General features: G+C 72.0%; 14 protein-coding genes. 13 read left to right on the plus strand and 1 reads right to left on the minus strand.

What is annotated here, in order from left to right:
* Positions 1–37 precede the first annotated feature (37 nt).
* The 11 genes from AC0IW9_RS18090 to AC0IW9_RS18140 all read left to right on the plus strand — a co-directional run bounded on the left by AC0IW9_RS18090 (position 38) and on the right by AC0IW9_RS18140 (position 13317).
* Entirely contained in the window at positions 38–835 is a 798-nt protein-coding gene (locus tag AC0IW9_RS18090) for a sulfotransferase family protein (protein WP_471649680.1), read from the plus strand.
* Between the two features lie 53 nt (positions 836–888).
* Complete coding sequence (ltnD, locus tag AC0IW9_RS18095) at positions 889–1785, plus strand: L-threonate dehydrogenase (RefSeq protein ID WP_471649681.1); 897 nt, start codon at positions 889–891, stop codon at positions 1783–1785.
* Between the two features lie 452 nt (positions 1786–2237).
* On the plus strand, positions 2238–4295 hold the full coding sequence (locus AC0IW9_RS18100) for a hypothetical protein (RefSeq protein ID WP_471649682.1): 2058 nt from the start codon (positions 2238–2240) through the stop codon (positions 4293–4295).
* Positions 4296–4383: 88 nt separating this feature from the next.
* Positions 4384–4989 (plus strand): hypothetical protein, encoded by a 606-nt coding sequence (locus tag AC0IW9_RS18105; protein WP_471649683.1) that lies wholly within the window; start codon positions 4384–4386, stop codon positions 4987–4989.
* 107 nt (positions 4990–5096) lie between these two features.
* Complete coding sequence (locus AC0IW9_RS18110; RefSeq protein WP_471649684.1) at positions 5097–5930, plus strand: flagellin; 834 nt, start codon at positions 5097–5099, stop codon at positions 5928–5930.
* A 131-nt stretch (positions 5931–6061) separates the two neighbouring features.
* On the plus strand, positions 6062–6430 hold the full coding sequence (locus AC0IW9_RS18115) for a flagellar biosynthesis regulator FlaF (protein ID WP_471649685.1): 369 nt from the start codon (positions 6062–6064) through the stop codon (positions 6428–6430).
* 15 nt (positions 6431–6445) lie between these two features.
* Positions 6446–7915 (plus strand): class I SAM-dependent DNA methyltransferase, encoded by a 1470-nt coding sequence (locus AC0IW9_RS18120; protein ID WP_471649686.1) that lies wholly within the window; start codon positions 6446–6448, stop codon positions 7913–7915.
* A gap of 15 nt (positions 7916–7930) precedes the next feature.
* Positions 7931–10183: a tetratricopeptide repeat protein gene (locus tag AC0IW9_RS18125; protein WP_471649687.1), complete on the plus strand. Its 2253-nt coding sequence runs from the start codon at positions 7931–7933 to the stop codon at positions 10181–10183.
* Between the two features lie 178 nt (positions 10184–10361).
* Positions 10362–11585, plus strand: a complete 1224-nt coding sequence (gene egtB, locus AC0IW9_RS18130; protein WP_471649688.1) for an ergothioneine biosynthesis protein EgtB — start codon at positions 10362–10364, stop codon at positions 11583–11585.
* On the plus strand, positions 11582–12538 hold the full coding sequence (egtD, locus tag AC0IW9_RS18135) for an L-histidine N(alpha)-methyltransferase (protein ID WP_471649689.1): 957 nt from the start codon (positions 11582–11584) through the stop codon (positions 12536–12538). The genes egtB and egtD overlap by 4 nt, the downstream gene beginning before the upstream one ends.
* A 50-nt stretch (positions 12539–12588) precedes the next feature.
* Positions 12589–13317: a glycerophosphodiester phosphodiesterase family protein gene (locus AC0IW9_RS18140; RefSeq protein ID WP_471649690.1), complete on the plus strand. Its 729-nt coding sequence runs from the start codon at positions 12589–12591 to the stop codon at positions 13315–13317.
* Here the strand turns inward: AC0IW9_RS18140 and AC0IW9_RS18145 are convergent.
* The gene (locus AC0IW9_RS18145) at positions 13314–13907 is read right to left on the minus strand and encodes a TetR/AcrR family transcriptional regulator (RefSeq protein WP_471649691.1); all 594 of its coding nucleotides are present in this window, start codon (positions 13905–13907) and stop codon (positions 13314–13316) included. The genes AC0IW9_RS18140 and AC0IW9_RS18145 overlap by 4 nt on opposite strands.
* 154 nt (positions 13908–14061) lie before the next feature.
* Here AC0IW9_RS18145 and AC0IW9_RS18150 point away from each other — a divergent pair, with 154 nt between their 5' ends.
* Positions 14062–14871, plus strand: a complete 810-nt coding sequence (locus AC0IW9_RS18150; RefSeq protein ID WP_471649692.1) for an ABC transporter ATP-binding protein — start codon at positions 14062–14064, stop codon at positions 14869–14871.
* The gene (locus AC0IW9_RS18155) at positions 14868–16757 is read left to right on the plus strand and encodes an AMP-binding protein (protein WP_471649693.1); all 1890 of its coding nucleotides are present in this window, start codon (positions 14868–14870) and stop codon (positions 16755–16757) included. Before AC0IW9_RS18150 ends, AC0IW9_RS18155 begins: the two co-directional genes overlap by 4 nt.
* The last annotated feature ends 5 nt before the right edge of the window (positions 16758–16762 follow it).

A 16762-nucleotide genomic window follows, 5' to 3' on the forward strand; every position in this document is an offset into this window, starting at 1 on the left:
TGGTATGGGCCCCAGGCTAACCCTGCGGAGAGGCGGCGTGCCAGCAGCGACCGACGACCGGCTCGGGCTCATCATCGGCGGCGTCCAGAAATCCGGCACCACCACCCTGCACCGGCTGCTGGCGGAAACGCCCGGCTTCGCCGCGCCGCAGGGCCTCAAGGAGCTGCATTTCTTCGACGACGAGACGCAGGACTGGTCCGCCCCGGATATCGCCGGCTACCACGCCCATTTCCCGCTGCCATCCCCCGGCGACTGCCGCTTCGAGACCACCCCCATCTACCTGTTCTGGCCGCCCGCCCTGGCCCGCATCCGCGCCTATCACCCCGGCATCCGCCTGGTCTTCCTGGTGCGGGACCCGGTGGAGCGCGCCTTCTCCCAGTGGTGCATGGAATGGGCGCGGGGGGCGGAGACGCTGGACTTCGCCGCCGCCATCGCCGCCGAACCGGCCCGGCTGGCCGCCGCCCCGCCGCTGGGGGCCGAGCGGCGCGCCTGGAGCTACGCCGAGCGGGGACTCTACGGCGCCCAGGCCGCCCGGCTGCTGACGTTGTTCCCACGCGGGCAGATCCTGTTCGAGCGCTTCGAGGCGCTGCGCGACGAGCCCGGCCAGGTCCTCGCCCGGATCGCCGGGCTGCTCGGCCACCCGGCGCCGCCGGCCCTGGCCGCGCCACTGCATGAGAATCGCCGCGCACCCGCCCGCTACCCGAGCGCGGCCCCGGATGCCGCGACCCGCGCCGCGCTGCTCGCCCGCTTCGGCCCGGACCTGCGCCGCTTGGCCGCGCTCACCGGCCTCGATATCCGCGACTGGCCCAGCTGGCGCGCCACCGATCCGGCTTGACGCCACCCCACGCCCGGCCGAAGCCTGGAGCGAGACAGGCAGGGAGGGACGCCATGCGCGTCGGGGTTATCGGGTTGGGCAGCATGGGCATGGGCGCCGCGCTGAACCTGCTGAAGGCCGAGGGCATGGAGGTCGCCGGCGTCGACCCGCGCGAAAGCGCCCGGGCCGAATTCGCCGCCGCCGGCGGCACCGGTGCCGCCCGCGCCGCCGACCTGCCGGCGGGGACCGAGGCCGTGCTGGTGCTGGTGGTCAATGCCCAGCAGGCGCATGCCGCGCTCTTCGGCCCGGAGGGTGCCGCCCCGCGCCTCGCGCCCGGCGCGGTGATCGTCGTCTCCTCGACCATGGCGCCGGAGGATGCCCGCAAGCTGGCGGCGACGGCCGAGGCGCATGGCTTCCTCTATGTCGATGCGCCGGTCTCGGGCGGCGCCGTCGGGGCCCGGGCCGGGGCGATGACGGTGATGGGCTCCGGCTCCGCCGCCGCCATGCAGAAGGCCGCGCCGCTGCTCGGCGCCATTGCCAAGAAGGTCTGGAACCTGGGCGAGGCGCCGGGCCTCGGCAGCACCATGAAGGTGGTCCACCAGCTGCTGGCCGGCGTGCATATCGCCGTGGCGGCGGAGGCGATGGCGCTCGGCATCAAGTCCGGCGTCGATCCGCAGACCCTGTTCGAGATCGTCACCGGGGCGGCCGGCAACTCCTGGATGTTCGAGAACCGCATGCCGCATGTGCTGGAGGGCGACGAGACGCCGCGCTCGGCCGTCGACATCTTCGTCAAGGACCTCGGGCTGGTCGGCGACCTCGCCCGCAGCGTCGCCTTCCCGGCGCCGCTCGCCGCCCAGGCGCATCAACTGTTCGTCTCTGCGCGTGCCCAGGGGCATGGCGGCAAGGATGACGCCTTCGTGATCCGCGCCTATCAGGCGTTGAGCGGGATTGCCCTGCCCAAGGACGGTTGAAGCCGGGCCGCGCCGATGGGAACAAGGGATGAACATTAACCCTTGATTCAAGGTTCAGTCTTTGTTCTCATCGGCGCCATGGCGAAGACCTCCGCAGCGTTCGATCCGCACCACATCCCCCCGATGCCGCGCCCGGCCCGGTCCGGCCCGGCAACGCCTCCCTGGGGCCGGAAGCCGGCCTTAGGGCTTCGAATCACCGTCATCGGCCTGGGTCCGCTGCAGGAGGCCTGCCTTGCCGGCATGCTGGCCCTGGCGCTGTCCTGGGGCTCGGCGGAACTGCTGTTCCGATTGGCCCAGGCACCCGAGCCGGGACCAAGGGCGATTGTCTCGGCCGCCATGCAACCGTGAATTGTTCACGGGGTCGCGTGTAGGCTCAGGCAGTGTATTCATTCATCACGGTTTGGCGCGTGCCCGATAACGCCGCGCATCAAATGTAACCGTGAGGTTTTCCATTGGAATTGAATATCCTGCTCCGCGGCCAGTCCAATGCCTTTCTTCTGGGCGAGTACAATGGCGGCGCCCAGGCGATGGCAGCAAAGGTCGAATCGCTGCTTGGTTTCGATGGCGTTAACGACAAGGTGAGCCTTGAGTATTCGAGCAGGAGCGACTCCGCCAATACGGTCTTCTCCGGTACCTCCTTCCTGAAGGACTGGCTGGATGCCAAGGGCGGCGACTGGCAGGGCGGCTGGACCGTCGGCGAGCTCGAGCAGAGCCTGCTGAATTTCGTCGCCGACCTGTCCGCCGCGGAGAAGGCCGAGCCCACCGCGGTCGTCTGGCTGCACAGCGAATACGACAGCGGCGATTCCGGCCTGACCCCGGCCGAGTTCGAGAGCGCCGTCCGCTTCGATGCCGGCCTGGTCCGCCAGGCCTTCGGCCAGTCCGCCGCCAGCCTGCCCTATCTGTTCGTCAGCGCCATTCCCTATTCCCAGGGCACGGACGAGGGCCACCAGGCGATCCGCACCGCCATGGAGGGGCTCGCCGCCGACCCCGCCTTCAATGCCCGCATCGCCGCCCGCGCCCTCGATACCGACATGAACTTCCAGGACATCAGCGGCGACGGCCTCGTCGACTACGGCGGGCCGCACCAGTCGAACGAGGATGGGCAGCAGACCGCCGGTCGCATCGCCGCCTCCCTGGCGCAGACCTGGGCGCAATACGCCAAGCCCGGCTCCCCGGTGGCCCTGGCGGGCGGCCTCGTCGACGACCTCGGCCCGCAGGTGATCGCGGCGACCGCGGTCGCCGGCAACCAGCTCGCCGTCAAGGTCGGCTTCGATGCCGCGCATCACCTCCTCCCGCTCGATGCCACGGCCGCGGCCGGCGTCGGCTGGAGCGTCACCGGCAGCGATGGCGCGGCGCTGGAGGCGACGGGCGCGACGGTGACCGGCCTGGATACGCTGCTCCTCACCTTCGGCGCACCGCTGCCGGCCGGCAGCCTGCTCAACTACGGCCATGGCTATGGCCGCCTCGAGGCCAGCGATGGCACCGGCCGGGGTCACGCGGTCTATGACGACCACGGCATGCCCGTCTGGGTGCAGGCGCAGGGCCTCGCGGTCGGCGGCGTGGCGACGCCGCCGGCGGCCGCGCCGGTGGTCATGCCGGCTCCCGCCGCCGTCCCGAGCCCGGCCGCCGCCGGGACCGTCGTGCCGCCGGCCCGGTTCGGCAGCGCCGCCGATGGCTGGAGCCATGCCGCGCAGGTCTGGACCGGCACCCTCGACTATGCCCAGTCGTCCTACCAGACCTTCGGCAGCCGGGCGGACTGGGGCGATGTGCCGGGCGTGCAATTCACGCCCACCACCTGGGACGCGGGCTGGTCCACCCATCTCGCCTTCGACAACCTGCCCCATGCGGTGCTGGACTTGCAGGCGGCCGGGGCGCTGCCGCTCGACGTGCTGCTGGTCTCGGCCCGGGGCGGCGCCGTCAACCTCGGCAATGGCGCCGACCGCTTCACCTGGGTCGCGCAGACCGACACGGCCGGGGAGGGCAATACGCTGTGGGTGCAGGCCAATGGCGGCGGCGATGTCATCCACCTCACCGCGACGGGCCTTTCCGGCCTCGCCAGCCATGACCTGACGGACAACGGCAGCCGCTTCGTCGCGGGCTACGACGGCCACAACTCGGTGGCCGAGGTGCATCTCGGCAGCGGCCCGGACCAGGTGACCACGGATGGCGCGGTGACGCTGGTGACCTATGGCGGCACCGGCGTGGCCACGGTGCAGGGCGGCAGCCAGGGCGACGTCTTCCTGGTGGCCAGCGGCGGCGGCACCTACAGCGGCGGGGCAGGGGCCGATAATTGGCGCTTCGTCACCGGCTCCGGCCATACCACCATCACCGACTTCGCCACCGGGACGGACTGGATCACCTTCACCGGCATCCCGGCCAGCCAGCTCTCGGTCCGGGCGGCGGTCGAGGGCGGCGTCGCCGGCCTCTCCATCACCTTCGATGCGGCGGGCGACAGCGTCTTCCTCGCCGGGGTCGCGGCCCTCGGGGCGAACGACCTGCATCTCGTGTGAGGCCCGCGCCACATTGAACCGAAGGCTCTTCGCGCTTCGGTAACCCGCCACGGCGCAGGCTGTCCGTTCCTTATCCGGACGCCGCGCCGTGGACCTTCCGCTGCCCATTTCCCGAACTCCCGCGCTCGTCCCGGCCATGACCGGGGCGGAGCAGGCCCTGCTGCGCGCCGCCGCCGCCGGCCGCCAGGCGGGGCTCGAATTCGGCTGCGGCGGCAGCACCGGCCTCTTGCTCCAGGCCGGGCTGCCCCGGCTGCTCTCGGCCGACAGCGACCTCGCCTGGCTGGCCCAGGTCCAGGCGGACCCGCCCTGCGCCGCGGCCGAGGGCCGGCTGCGGCTGTTGCATATCGATATCGGCCCGACCGGCCCCTGGGGCTGGCCGACCGAGGCCGCCGCCATGCCGCGCTGGCCCGCCTATTGGCGAGACCCCTGGGAGGCCGCGGGGCCGGTCGACTTCGTGCTGGTGGATGGGCGCTTCCGCGTCGCCTGCGCCCTGGCCGGGCTGCCCCGGCTGGCGGCGGGGGCGGTGCTGCTGGTGCATGACTTCTGGCACCGCGCCAGCTACCGCGTCCCGCTGCTGCGGCACTTCGAGATGCTGGGCAGCGCCGGCACGCTGGTGCTGCTCGCGCCCCGCCGGCCGGCCGATGCCACGGCGCTGGCCGTCGACCTCGCCGCGCATGCCTTCGATCCCGCGTAAGTCCCGCCGAATAATCCCCGCGGGCTTAACCCCGTTTTCATCCCGCCGGCGGAGATTGGCCGCATGGTCCCGGACGACCCGGGCCTGCGATCAGAGGGAAAACCCGAATGCCGCTGAACTCGGTCATCACCAATGTCGGCGCCCAGGTGGCGCTGGCATCCTTCAACAAGACGGTCGACGACCTTTCCGCCACCCAGAAGCGCATCTCCACCGGCTATCGCGTGGCCGATGCCAAGGACGACGGTGCCGCCTATGCCGTCGCCGAGCGCGTCCGCGGCGAGGTCTCGGCCAATACCTCCGCCAACGAGCAACTCGGCGGCGCCAAGGGGCTGCTGGATGTCACCTCGGCCAGCCTGCAGAACGTCTCGGATTCGCTGCAGAAGCTGCAATCCGTCACGGTGAAGCTGGCGGATGGCACCATCACCTCGGAACAGCGCACCCAGTACCAGGCCCAGGCCGGCGAGCTGACCAAGAACATCCAGTCCTTCATCAACGATGCCAACTACAACGGCAACAACGTGCTGAAGGACCCGACCACCCTAGCCAACCAGGTGGTCCGCAACGGCGCCGGGGACACCTATACCTTCAGCGGGTACAAGGCGATCACCAACATCTTCAACACCGTCTCGGCGGCCAATACCTGGACCCGCGGCGATGCCTCCTCCGCCCTGACGAAAACCGGGGCGATCGGCAAGGCCATCACCAATACGCTGACGCAGCTCAACAACTTCGGCAGCTACTCGAACTACGTCGATACCCAGGTGAACTACAACAAGGCCAAGATCGATGCGCAGCAGACCGGCCTTGGCGCGCTGATCGATGCCGACCTCGCCAAGGAATCGGCCAAGCTGCAGTCGCTGCAGATCCGCCAGCAGCTCGGCACCCAGGCGCTGAGCATCGCCAACCAGGCGCCGCAGACCCTGCTGAGCCTCTTCCGCTAAGCCGCTGAGCGTCGCTTCGCCACCCCCCACCAAGGTTACGTCCCCTAGGCGGGTCGCGGTGAGGCCGGCAGGACGCCGGCCGGCGCCGCAGTCTTCTCCCCCGCGCACCCCTCCAGGAAGGACCGCTGCGCATGAGCTTCGAGCCAGAGACCACCGCCACCGCCCCGATGCCGACCGCCGCCCAGGGCGCCGCCGCCTATCGCCGCCGGCTCTCGACCAAGCAGATGGAAGCCGAGGTCTTCGCCCGCGCCAATCGCGCCATCCGCGACAGCGCCACCGGCGGCCCGCTGGCCCATGCCCGCGCCGTGGCGGACAATCGCCGGCTCTGGGATGCGGTGCAGGCCGCGGTGCTGGACCCGACGAATGGCCTGCCCAAGGAATTGCGCGCCCAGATCGCCGGCGTCGCCATGGCCGTGATGCGCGAATGCGCCGCCGAACAGCCCGACCTCGAATTCATCGCCGAGATGAACGACCACTTCGCCGCCGCGCTGTGGCGCTGAGAGGGAGGCCGCACGATGTCCGACCTCCTCCCGGCCCCCGTCCGGCAGCCCGGGCCCGACGCCTCGCTCGGTCCCCGCCTGCATGCCAATGCCCGCCAGCTGGTCCGTGACCACCGGCCGGAGGAAGCCCTGCCGATGCTGGACCGGCTCGCCCGGCTGCCGGGGCTCGATGCCGCCGCCGCCATCCTCCGCGCCGAGGCCCTGGCCGCGCTGGACCGGCTGCCGGAGGCCGAGGCCGCGGCCGACCTCGCCCTGGCCAAGGATCCCGCCTGGTCCGCCGCGCTGCAGCTTCGCGCCCGCATCCGGCTCGCCCGCGGCCATCGTCCCGCCGCCATCGACGATGCCGCCGCCGCCGTGATGGCCACGCCCTGGGACCCCGGCGCCAAGGCGCTGCTGGGCACCGCGCTGCTCGAGGAACGCTGCTTCGACGAGGCCATCTGGTTCCTCGGCGAGGCGATGCGGACGGAGCCCGGCAATGCCGCCGTCCAGACCCGGCTCGGCCAGGCCTTCATGCTTGCCGGCCGGCATGAGGCGGCGGCCGAGCTGCTCGCGCATTGCGCGGCCACCAGCGGCGGCCGCCCGGGGCTGGTCGCGCTGCAGGCGCAGAATGCCTTGCTCGCGGGGGATGCCGCCGGGGCGGAGGCCATGCTGCGCGCCGCCATGGCCGCCGGCACCGCCGATGCCGGGGTGCATAGCGTGCTGGCGCATGTGCTGCTGGTGCATGGCAGGATGGAGGATGCCGCGCCGCATTTCACCGCCGCCGCCCGGCTCGCCCCGGGCAATGGCTATCTTGCGCATCTCGCCGCCGCGGCCAGCGGCCTCGGCACGGACCGCGCCACGGACAGCTATGTCGCGACCCTCTTCGACGGCTATGCCCCGCGCTTCGAGCATTCGCTGCTCTCGCTCGGCTACCGCGTCCCCGGCCTGATCCGCCGCGCGGTCGAGCGGGCGCTGCCGGAGGTCGCCGCCCGCCGCGCCCGGCTCGGCCCGGTGCTGGACCTCGGCTGCGGCACCGGCCTGGTCGGCGTCGCCCTGGCGGATTACCTCGGCGGCCCGCTGAGCGGCGTGGACCTCTCGCCGGGCATGCTGGAACAGGCCGCGGCGAAGCGGCTCTATGCCGGTCTCCAGCAGGCCGAGATCGGTGCCGCCCTCGGCCAGGATTGGCCGCCCCAGGCGCTCATCACCCTCGCCGATGTCTTCATCTACTTCGGCCGGCTGGAGCCGGTGATCACCCGCTGCCGCGAGGTCCTGGCGCCTGACGGCCTGCTGGTCTTCAGCGCCGAAAGCTTCGACCGCAGGGACCCGGCCGAGGCCGGCTGGCGCCTGCTGCCCTCCGGCCGCTATGCCCATGCGCCGGACTACCTGCGGCACTGCCTCGATGCCGCCGGCCTCGCCGTGCTCGAGTGGCGGGAGGAGGACCTGCGGCTGGAAGCCGATGGCCCGGTCGCCGGGCTGGTCGTCGTCGCCCGGCCCCGGGGCCACTGATGGGGGGCTACTGACATGGGGGCCGAGGCCTTCCGCGCCGGCCTTGCCGCGCTGGCCGCCGGCACCCCGGTGCTGGCGGTGCCGCTGCTGTCCCGCGCCCTGGGGGACCCGGCGCATGCCGCCCATGCCGCGCTGAACCTCGGCATGGCCCTGCAGGCGCTGGGCCGGCTGGCCGAGGCGGTGCCGCATCTCGAAGCCGCCCAGACCGCGCTGCCGGCGCTGGCGGAGCCGCCCTTCCGCCTCGGCACCATCGCCGGGCTGCGCGGCGATGGCCCGGCCGCCACCGCGCTGTTCCGCGCCGCCCTGGCGCGCGACCCCGGCCATGTCCCGGCCCTGGCTGCCCTGGCGGCCCTGGCCGAGGAAGCCGGGGAGGCGGCCGAGGCCCGGGCGCTGCTCGGCCGCGCCCGCCGGCTCGACCCGGCCGAGCCGGAGCTGGACCTCGCCCTGGCCCGCCTCGCCCTGGCCGATGGCGATCCCGCCGCCGCGGCGGCCGCCGCGGCGGCCGTGCTGGAACGCCGCCCCGCCCATGCCGCCGCCGCCCGGCTTTTCGCCGAAGCCAGCATTGCCGAGGCCGGCCCCGGGGCCGCGCTGGCCCGCGTCGCCGCCCATGCCACCGCCGCCCCCTTCGCCGCCGGCTGGCCGCTCGCCGCCGCCTGGCTGCAGGAGGCCGCCGGCCAGCCCGCCGCCGCCCTGGCCGAGCTGCGCCTCGCCGCCCTGCTGGCCCCCGGCCAGCCCGATATCCTGGCCGCGCTGGGCCATGCCCTGGCCGCGGCCGAGCGCAGCGCCGAGGCGGAAGCCACCCTCCGCGAGGCCATCGCCGCCCGCCCCGGCGATCTCGACCTGCGGAACCGGCTGGCCACGGTGCTGTGGAAAGCCAATCGCCTCGGCGCCATGCTGGAATTGCTCGGGGCCGCCATCGCCGACTTCGGCCCGCATCCGACCCTGCTGCTGAACCAGGCCCTGGCGCTGAACACCATCGGGGAGCAGGAGGCCGGGCTTGCCGCCGCCGAGGCCGCCATCCCCGGCGGCGGCCTCGCCGCCCTGGTCAACCGCCTCGCCGTGCTGCCCTACCACCCCAGCGCCGGCACCGCGGCCGGGCTGCGCCGCGCGGCGGAAGCCATCGGCGCCGCGCTGCCCGAGGTGCCGCCGCTCGCCCCTCGGCGCCGGCCGCATCCGGGCCCGCTGCGCCTCGGCCTGCTCTCCGGCGGGCTCGGCCAGCACCCGGTCGGCTGGCTCACCCTGGTCGGGCTGGAAGCCCTGCCGGAGGCGGAATTCAGCCTCACCGCCTATAGCCTGCGGCCGCGCAGCGACCCGCTGGCCCAGCGCTTCCGCGCCCGCTGCACCGCCTGGCATGAGGTCGGTGCGCTGGACGATGCCGCCATCGCCGCCCGCATCGCCGCCGATGGGATCGACATCCTGCTGGAGCTCGGCGGCCATGGCGAAGGCGGCCGGCCCTTCGTGCTGCAGCACCGGCCCGCCCCGGTCCAGGTGAAGTGGGTCGGCGCCCAATTCGGCACCCTCGGCCTTTCGGCCTGCGACTGGATGCTGACCGACCGCTGGGAAACGCCGCCGGGCTTCGAGCCCTTCTATACCGAGAGGCTGCTGCGCCTGCCGGATGGCTATCTCTGCTACCTGCCACCGCCCTATGCGCCGCCGGTCGCCGCGCTGCCGGCCTTGGCCAATCCGGGCGTCACCTTCGGCTGCTTCAACAACCTGGCCAAGCTGACCGCCCCGGTCCTCGCCGCCTGGGCCCGGATCCTCGCCGCCCTGCCGGAGGCGCGGCTGGTGCTTCGCACCCATGCCCTGGGGGAGGCCGAGACGCGCGACCGCACCGCCCGGCGCCTCGCCGCCGCCGGCCTGCCGCTGGACCGCGTCGCGCTGGAAGGCGGCCTGCCGCATCGCCAGCTCATCGCGGCCTATGGCGACATCGACATCGCGCTCGATCCCTTTCCCTATGCCGGTGGGCTCACGGTCTGCGAATCGCTCTGGATGGGCGTGCCGGTCGTGGCCCTGGCCGGGGACAGCTTCTGCGCCCGGCATGCGCTGAGCCATCTCAGCAACGCGGGGCTGGCGGATTGGGTCGCCACCGACGTGGATGGCTATGCCGCCCAGGCCATCGCCCGCGCCCGGGATATCCCGGCGCTGGACCGGCTGCGCCGGGGGCTGCGCGCCCAGGTCGCGGCCTCGCCCCTGGTCGATGCCCCGCGCTTCGGCCGCAACCTGGCCGAGGCGCTGCGTCAGGCCTGGCGGGCCGCACCCGGCCCCTGACCTGCTCCTCCAGACCGGGTTTCGTCACGAAGCGTCCTGGCCAGCCGGTCGCGTTGCGGTAACGTTCTCCTCACCACGGGCGAAGCTGACCCCATCTGGACGGAACCGGCAGCGTCCCTTCGCTGTTCGGCATCCGACCGTGGCCGCCCGCCCGGCGGGAGACGAACCAGGAGCGCGCATGACCCTACTCGATACCCGCTCGGCGGCGGCCCTGGCTGAGCCATCGCTGGCCAAGCCCTCCTTGGCAGAGCGCTTCGCCAGCGTCCGTGCGCGAACCGAAGGCCTTGCCGCCCCGCTCTCGCCGGAAGACCAGACCATCCAGTCCATGCCGGATGCCAGCCCGACCAAATGGCATCGCGCCCATATGACCTGGTTCTTCGAGACCTTCCTGCTGCTGCCCTACCAGCCCGGCTACCGCCGCTTCCGCGAGGAATTCGGCTTCCTCTTCAACTCTTATTACGAGGCCGCCGGCCCGCGCCATGCCCGGCCCAAGCGCGGCATGCTGACGCGGCCCTCGGCGGCCGAGGTCGGCGCCTACCGCGCCCATGTCGATGCCGCCATGGCCCGGCTGCTGCGCGACCCGCCGGCCGAGGCGCTGCCGCTGGTCGAGCTCGGCCTGCAGCACGAGCAGCAGCACCAGGAGCTGCTGCTGACCGATATCCTGCATGGCCTGGCGCAGAACCCGCTGCTGCCGGCCTATGATCCCGGCTGGCGCGACCCGGTCGCGGCACCCGGCCTCGCCCGCCTCATCCCCGGGCCGGAAGGCGTCCAGCAGATCGGCAGCGCGGGCGAGGAATTCGCCTTCGACAACGAGACGCCGCGCCACAAGGTCTGGCTCGACCCCTACCGCATCGCCGACCGGCTGGTGACCAATGGCGAATGGCTCGAGTTCATCGCTGATGGCGGCTACCGCAGCCCGATGCTCTGGATGAGCGAGGGCTGGACGACCTGCCAGGCCGAGGACTGGCAATCGCCGATGCATTGGCACCGGCGCGAGGGCGCCTGGTTCCAGTACGGCCTCGCCGGGTTGCAGCCGCTCGATCCCGATGCGCCGGTCCGCCACGTCTCCTGGTACGAGGCCGAGGCCTTCGCGCGTTGGGCCGACCGCCGCCTGCCGACCGAGGCCGAATGGGAGGCCGCCAGCAGCCTGCCCGGCTTCCGCGACGCGGAGGGCATCGGCTGGCAATGGACCGGCAGCGCCTATCGCCCCTATCCCGGCTTCCGCCCCTGGGAGGGCGCGGTCGGCGAGTACAACGGCAAGTTCATGATCAACCAGATGATCCTGCGCGGCGGCTCGCTTGCCACCCCGCCTGGCCATACCCGCGCCACCTACCGCAACTTCTTCCCGCCCACGGCCCGCTGGCAATTCACCGGGCTTCGCCTGGCGGCGGATGCGGCATGAGCCAGGCCCTGGTCCGCGACGCCGTCGCCCAGCAGCGCGAAGCGCTGGTCGCCGATGCCCTGGCGGGACTTTCCGCCGCCCGCAAGACGCTGCCCTGCAAATGGCTCTACGATGCCGAGGGCTGCGCGCTGTTCGAGGCCATCACCCGGCTGCCGGAATACTATCCGACCCGGACCGAGGTGAAGATCCTCACCGACCAGGCACCGGCCATCGCCGCGGCCATCGGCCCCGGCCGGGCGGTGGTCGAATTCGGTCCCGGCGACGGGGCCAAGGCGGCGCTGCTGCTGGGTGGGCTGGACGCGCCCTCGGCCTATGTGCCGGTGGATATCGCGCCGGAATGGCTGGATGGCGCCGCCAGCCGCGTCACCGCCGCGCATCCCGGCCTGCCGGTGCTGCCGGTCGTCGCCGACTTCACCCATCCCTTCGCCCTGCCGAAGCGGCTGGGCACGGCGCCGCGCCTGGGCTTCTTCCCCGGCTCGACCATCGGCAATTTCGAGCCGGAGGGCGCCGTCGCCTTCCTCCGCCGCGCCCATGCGACGCTGGGTGCCGGGTCCCGCATGCTGCTCGGCGCCGATCTGGTGAAGGATGCGGCGGTGCTGGAGGCCGCCTATGACGATGCCGCCGGCGTCACCGCCGCCTTCGACCTCAATCTGCTGCACCGGCTGAACCGCGAGGCCGGGGCGGATTTCGACGTCGCCGGCTTCCGCCATCGCGCCATCTGGAACACCACCCTGGAACGGGTGGAGATGCACCTCGTCTCCGAACGCGCCCAGGTGGTGCGGCTCGCCGGCCGCAGCATCCGCTTCGCCGCGGGCGAGACCATCCATACCGAGAGCAGCCACAAGTACCGCCCGGAACGGCTGGCGGAACTGGCGGCGGCGGCCGGCTGGCGCGTGGTGCAGCGCTGGACCGATCCGCAGGCGCTGTTCTCCGTCTGGCTGCTGGACGGTTAGTCGTCACGCGGGGGTAGGCAGGGCAGGGGCTCCCGGCGCAAACTGGCGGCATGACCGATATCGCCAGCCACCGCGGCGGGGCCATCCTCTGGCCGGAGAATAGCCTGCCCGCCTTCCGCCAGGCGCTGGCCCTCCCGGCCGAGCAGCTCGAGCTCGACGTGCATCTCAGCGCCGAGGGCGCCGTCGTCGTCATCCATGACGCGACCCTCGACCGCACCACCGATGCGACTGGCCTGGTGCGCGCCCGCAGCCTGGCCGCCTTGCGAGCGGTGCGGCTGAAGGGCACGGCCGGAAGCGGCCTTCCCACCTTGGCCGAGGTCGCCGCCCTGACGCGCGAGGCCGGCAAGGTCCTGCGCCTGGAACTCAAGGCCGATGCCGAGGGCCGCCCCTATCCGGGGATCGTCCCGGCCTGCCTTGCCGTATTGGATGGCGCCGGCATGCGCGGCCGCACCGTGCTGATGAGCTTCGAATCCCGCACCGTGGCCGAGGCCGCCGCCGCCGGCGGTCTGCTGCGTCTTGTCTTCCTGCTGGAATCGCGCGCCTGGCGCGGCATGGGTGCCGAGGGTGCCATCGCGCTCGGCCGCGCCTGCCGCGCCGATGAGCTCGGCCTGCCGATCGGCGAGCTGGACGCCGTCTCCGTCGCCACCCTGCGCGCCGCCGGTCTCGGGGTCAGCGCCTGGGGCTGCAACGATGAGGCGACCATCCGCCAGGGGCTGAAGCTCGGCCTCGATGCCATCGCCACCGACGACCCGCCGCTGGCCCTGCACCTGCGTGGCTAGCGCATGACTCCATCGAGAGCCAGCTCGGTGTGCAGCGCGACGATCGCCGCCCGGTCGAGCCGGCCAGAGGGCTTGTACCAGGTGCAGACGCCGGTCAGCATCGCCAGCATGGCATAGGCCGAAACTCGCACGTCGCGCATCGCCAACAGGCCGGCGGCGGCGCCTTCCTGCAGCAGGCCGATCAGCCGCGCCTCGTAGTCGTGCCGCATCGCCAGGATGCGCGCGGCATTGCCCGGCTCCAGCGCCCGCAACTCGAAGTTGGCGATATAGACCTCGCGCTTGCGCTCGAGGTGATAGAGCACGTGATGCGCGATGAAGCCGCGCAGCCGGTCGAGCGGGGCAGGGCCGGCGGCCGCCAGCGCCGCATCCGTCTCCGCCAGCAGCGCGGTCATGTGGTCCTGCATCAGGTCGAAGAGCAGGCCCTGCTTGGTGGTGATGTGGTTGTAGAGCGACCCCGGGCGGATCCCGACCTCGGCGGCCAGGTCGCGCAGGCTCATCGCGGCGAAGCCGTGCCGGTGGATCAGGCGCAGCGCCGCCTGGCGGATGGCCGCCGCGGTGCGCTCCCCGTTCGATCCCGCGATGCGCGCCATGGCCTCCCACCCTTTGCGCGCAGCCTTGGCGTTCAAGCCGCTTGCGGTCAATCCAAAAACAAACGTATGTTCGTTTAGAAGCGGGCGCCCAGACGCCGGCCGTGGGAGGGATGCAGCGTGGCACCGTGGCAGCGCGCAAGTCGAGTCATCGGCCGTGGCTGAGCCGATCCTGGCCGCCGAGGGGGTCAGCCTGCGCTTCGGCGGCGTGCGCGCCCTGACCGATGTCTCCTTCCAGGTGAATGCCGGCGAGATCTTCTCGATCATCGGCCCGAACGGCGCCGGCAAGACCTCCATGGTCAATTGCATCTCCGGCCGCTACCGCCCGACCGAGGGCCGCATCCGCTTCGACGGCGCCGACATCACCCGCACCCCCACGCGCCGCCGCGCCGGCATCGGCATCGGCCGCACCTTCCAGAACCTGGCGCTATTCGGCCACATGAGCGTGCTCGACAACATCATGGTCGGCCGCCACCACCTGCTGCACCGCGGCTTCCTCCCCGGCATGCTCTACTGGCTCGGCGGTGCCCAGCAGGAGGAGATCGCGCATCGCCGCGAGGTCGAGGAGATCATCGATTTCCTCGAGATCCAGCATGTGCGGAAGGCGACCGCCGGCACCCTGTCCTACGGGCTGCGCAAGCGGGTCGAGCTGGCCCGCGCCATCGCCCTCAGGCCCAAGCTGATCCTGCTGGACGAGCCCATGGCCGGCATGAACCTCGAGGAGAAGGAGGACATGGCCCGCTACATCCTCGACCTCAACGAGGAATGGGGCATGACCGTGCTGATGATCGAGCACGACATGGGCGTGGTGATGGATATCTCCCACCGCGTCATGGTGCTCGACTTCGGCCGCAAGATCGCCGAGGGCACGCCGGAGGCGGTGCTCGCCGACCCGCATGTCCGCCGCGCCTATCTCGGCGAGGCCGACGAGGTGGTGAGCGACCCGGCGGAGGCGCTGGCGCCGTGACCGACACGCTTCCCAAGCTGCTGGCGCGCAACGCGCGGGACCACGGCGGCGACGTCGCGCTGCGCGAGAAGCAGTATGGCATCTGGCGCGCCTTCACCTGGGCGGACTACGAAGCCCGCACCCGCGCCTTCGCCCTCGGCCTGCAGAGCCTCGGCCTCGGCACCGGCGACGTGGTCGGGCTGATCGGCGACAACCGCCCGGACTGGGTGATGGGCGAGATCGCGGCGCATGCCATCGGCGCCCGCAGCCTCGGCATCTACCGCGATGCGCTGGACGACGAGGTCGCCTTCCTGCTGGAGCACAGCGGTGCCAAGGCGGTCATCGCCGAGGATGAGGAGCAGGTCGACAAGCTGCTCGGCATGGGCGACCGCGCGCCGGGCCTGAAGCACATCATCTACTCCGACCCGCGCGGCATGCGGAAGCACGTCGACCCGCGCCTGTTGCCGGCCAGCGAGCTGGTCCGCCTCGGCGAGGCCGCGCATGCCGCCGATGCCGGCGCCTATGCCCGGCTGGTCGAGGCGACGGATGGCGATTCCATCGCCATACTCTGCACCACCTCCGGCACCACGGCGCGGCCGAAGCTCGCCATGCTGCGGGGCGGTGCGCTGATCCGCCACTGCGAGAGCTACCTCAAGGCCGATCCCAAGGGCCCGCGCGACGAATACGTCTCGGTGCTGCCGCTGCCCTGGATCATGGAGCAGATCTACGTCCTCGGCTGGGGCCTCATCGCCCGGATGAAGGTGAACTTCGTCGAGGAGCCCGAGACGATGATGGCCGATTTCCGCGAGATCGGCCCGAGCTTCGTGCTCTTTGCCCCCCGCCTTTGGGAACAGATCGCCGCCGAGGTCCGGGCCAAGGTGATGGACGCCTCGCCGCTGAAGCGCCGCATGTTCGAGGCCGGGATGGCGCGCGGCCTGGCGGCGCTCGACCGGGGAGGGCGTTCGGGCCTGGCCGACCAGCTGCTGTTCCGCGCGCTGCGCGACCGGCTCGGCTTCACCAACCTCACCTCCGCCGCGACCGGCGGCGCCGCGCTCGGCCCGGATACCTTCCGCTTCTTCCTGGCCATGGGCGTGCCGCTGCGGCAGCTCTATGGCCAGACCGAGCTGCTCGGCGCCTATACCGTCCACCGGCCCGACGACGTCAACTTCGATACCGTCGGCGTCCGCTTCGACGAGACGATCGAGATGGTGGTGGACCAGCCCGACCAGAACGGCGTGGGCGAGATCGTCACGCGCCACCCCAACATGTTCTCCGGCTACCTCGGCCTGGCCGAGGCCGCCGACCTCCGCGAAGGCTGGCTGCATACCGGCGATGCCGGCTACTTCGACAAATCCGGCCACCTCGTCGTCATCGACCGCATCAAGGACATCGCCACCACCTCCGGCGGTTCCCGCTTCAGCCCGCAGTACATCGAGAACAAGCTGAAGTTCAGCCCCTATGTCGCCGAAGCGGTGGTGCTGGGCGACGGCCGCCCGCATCTGGCGGCGATGATCTGCATCCGCTTCCCCATCGTCTCCAAATGGGCCGAGCGCAACCGCATCGCCTTCACCACCTATACCGACCTCGCCGCGCGGGAGCAGGTGCTGGACCTGCTGCGCGCCGAGGTCGCCAAGGTCAACGCCACCCTGCCAGAGCCGCAGCGCATCCGCGACTTCATCCTGCTCTACAAGGAGCTCGACGCGGATGACGAGGAGCTGACCCGCACCCGCAAGGTCCGCCGCGGCGTCATCAACACGAAATACGGCGAGATCATCGACGCCATCTACCGCGGCGACCCGGCGATCCCGGTGGATACCACCATCGCCTTCCAGGACGGCACCAAGCAGCGCATCCGCACCACGCTCCGCGTCGTGCCGATGGCCCCAACCCAGCTGGCAGCGGAGTAAACCCG

It is taken from the genome of Belnapia sp. AC561 (assembly GCF_979252845.1).

Coding starts and splice junctions, on each gene's coding strand:
- ltnD (WP_471649681.1), top strand. CDS start 889: ATGCGCGTCGGGGTTATCGGGTTGGGCAGCATGGGCATGGGCGCCGCG.
- AC0IW9_RS18110 (WP_471649684.1), top strand. CDS start 5,097: ATGCCGCTGAACTCGGTCATCACCAATGTCGGCGCCCAGGTGGCGCTG.
- AC0IW9_RS18115 (WP_471649685.1), top strand. CDS start 6,062: ATGAGCTTCGAGCCAGAGACCACCGCCACCGCCCCGATGCCGACCGCC.
- AC0IW9_RS18120 (WP_471649686.1), top strand. CDS start 6,446: ATGTCCGACCTCCTCCCGGCCCCCGTCCGGCAGCCCGGGCCCGACGCC.
- AC0IW9_RS18125 (WP_471649687.1), top strand. CDS start 7,931: ATGGGGGCCGAGGCCTTCCGCGCCGGCCTTGCCGCGCTGGCCGCCGGC.
- egtB (WP_471649688.1), top strand. CDS start 10,362: ATGACCCTACTCGATACCCGCTCGGCGGCGGCCCTGGCTGAGCCATCG.
- egtD (WP_471649689.1), top strand. CDS start 11,582: ATGAGCCAGGCCCTGGTCCGCGACGCCGTCGCCCAGCAGCGCGAAGCG.
- AC0IW9_RS18140 (WP_471649690.1), top strand. CDS start 12,589: ATGACCGATATCGCCAGCCACCGCGGCGGGGCCATCCTCTGGCCGGAG.
- AC0IW9_RS18145 (WP_471649691.1), bottom strand. CDS start 13,907: ATGGCGCGCATCGCGGGATCGAACGGGGAGCGCACCGCGGCGGCCATC.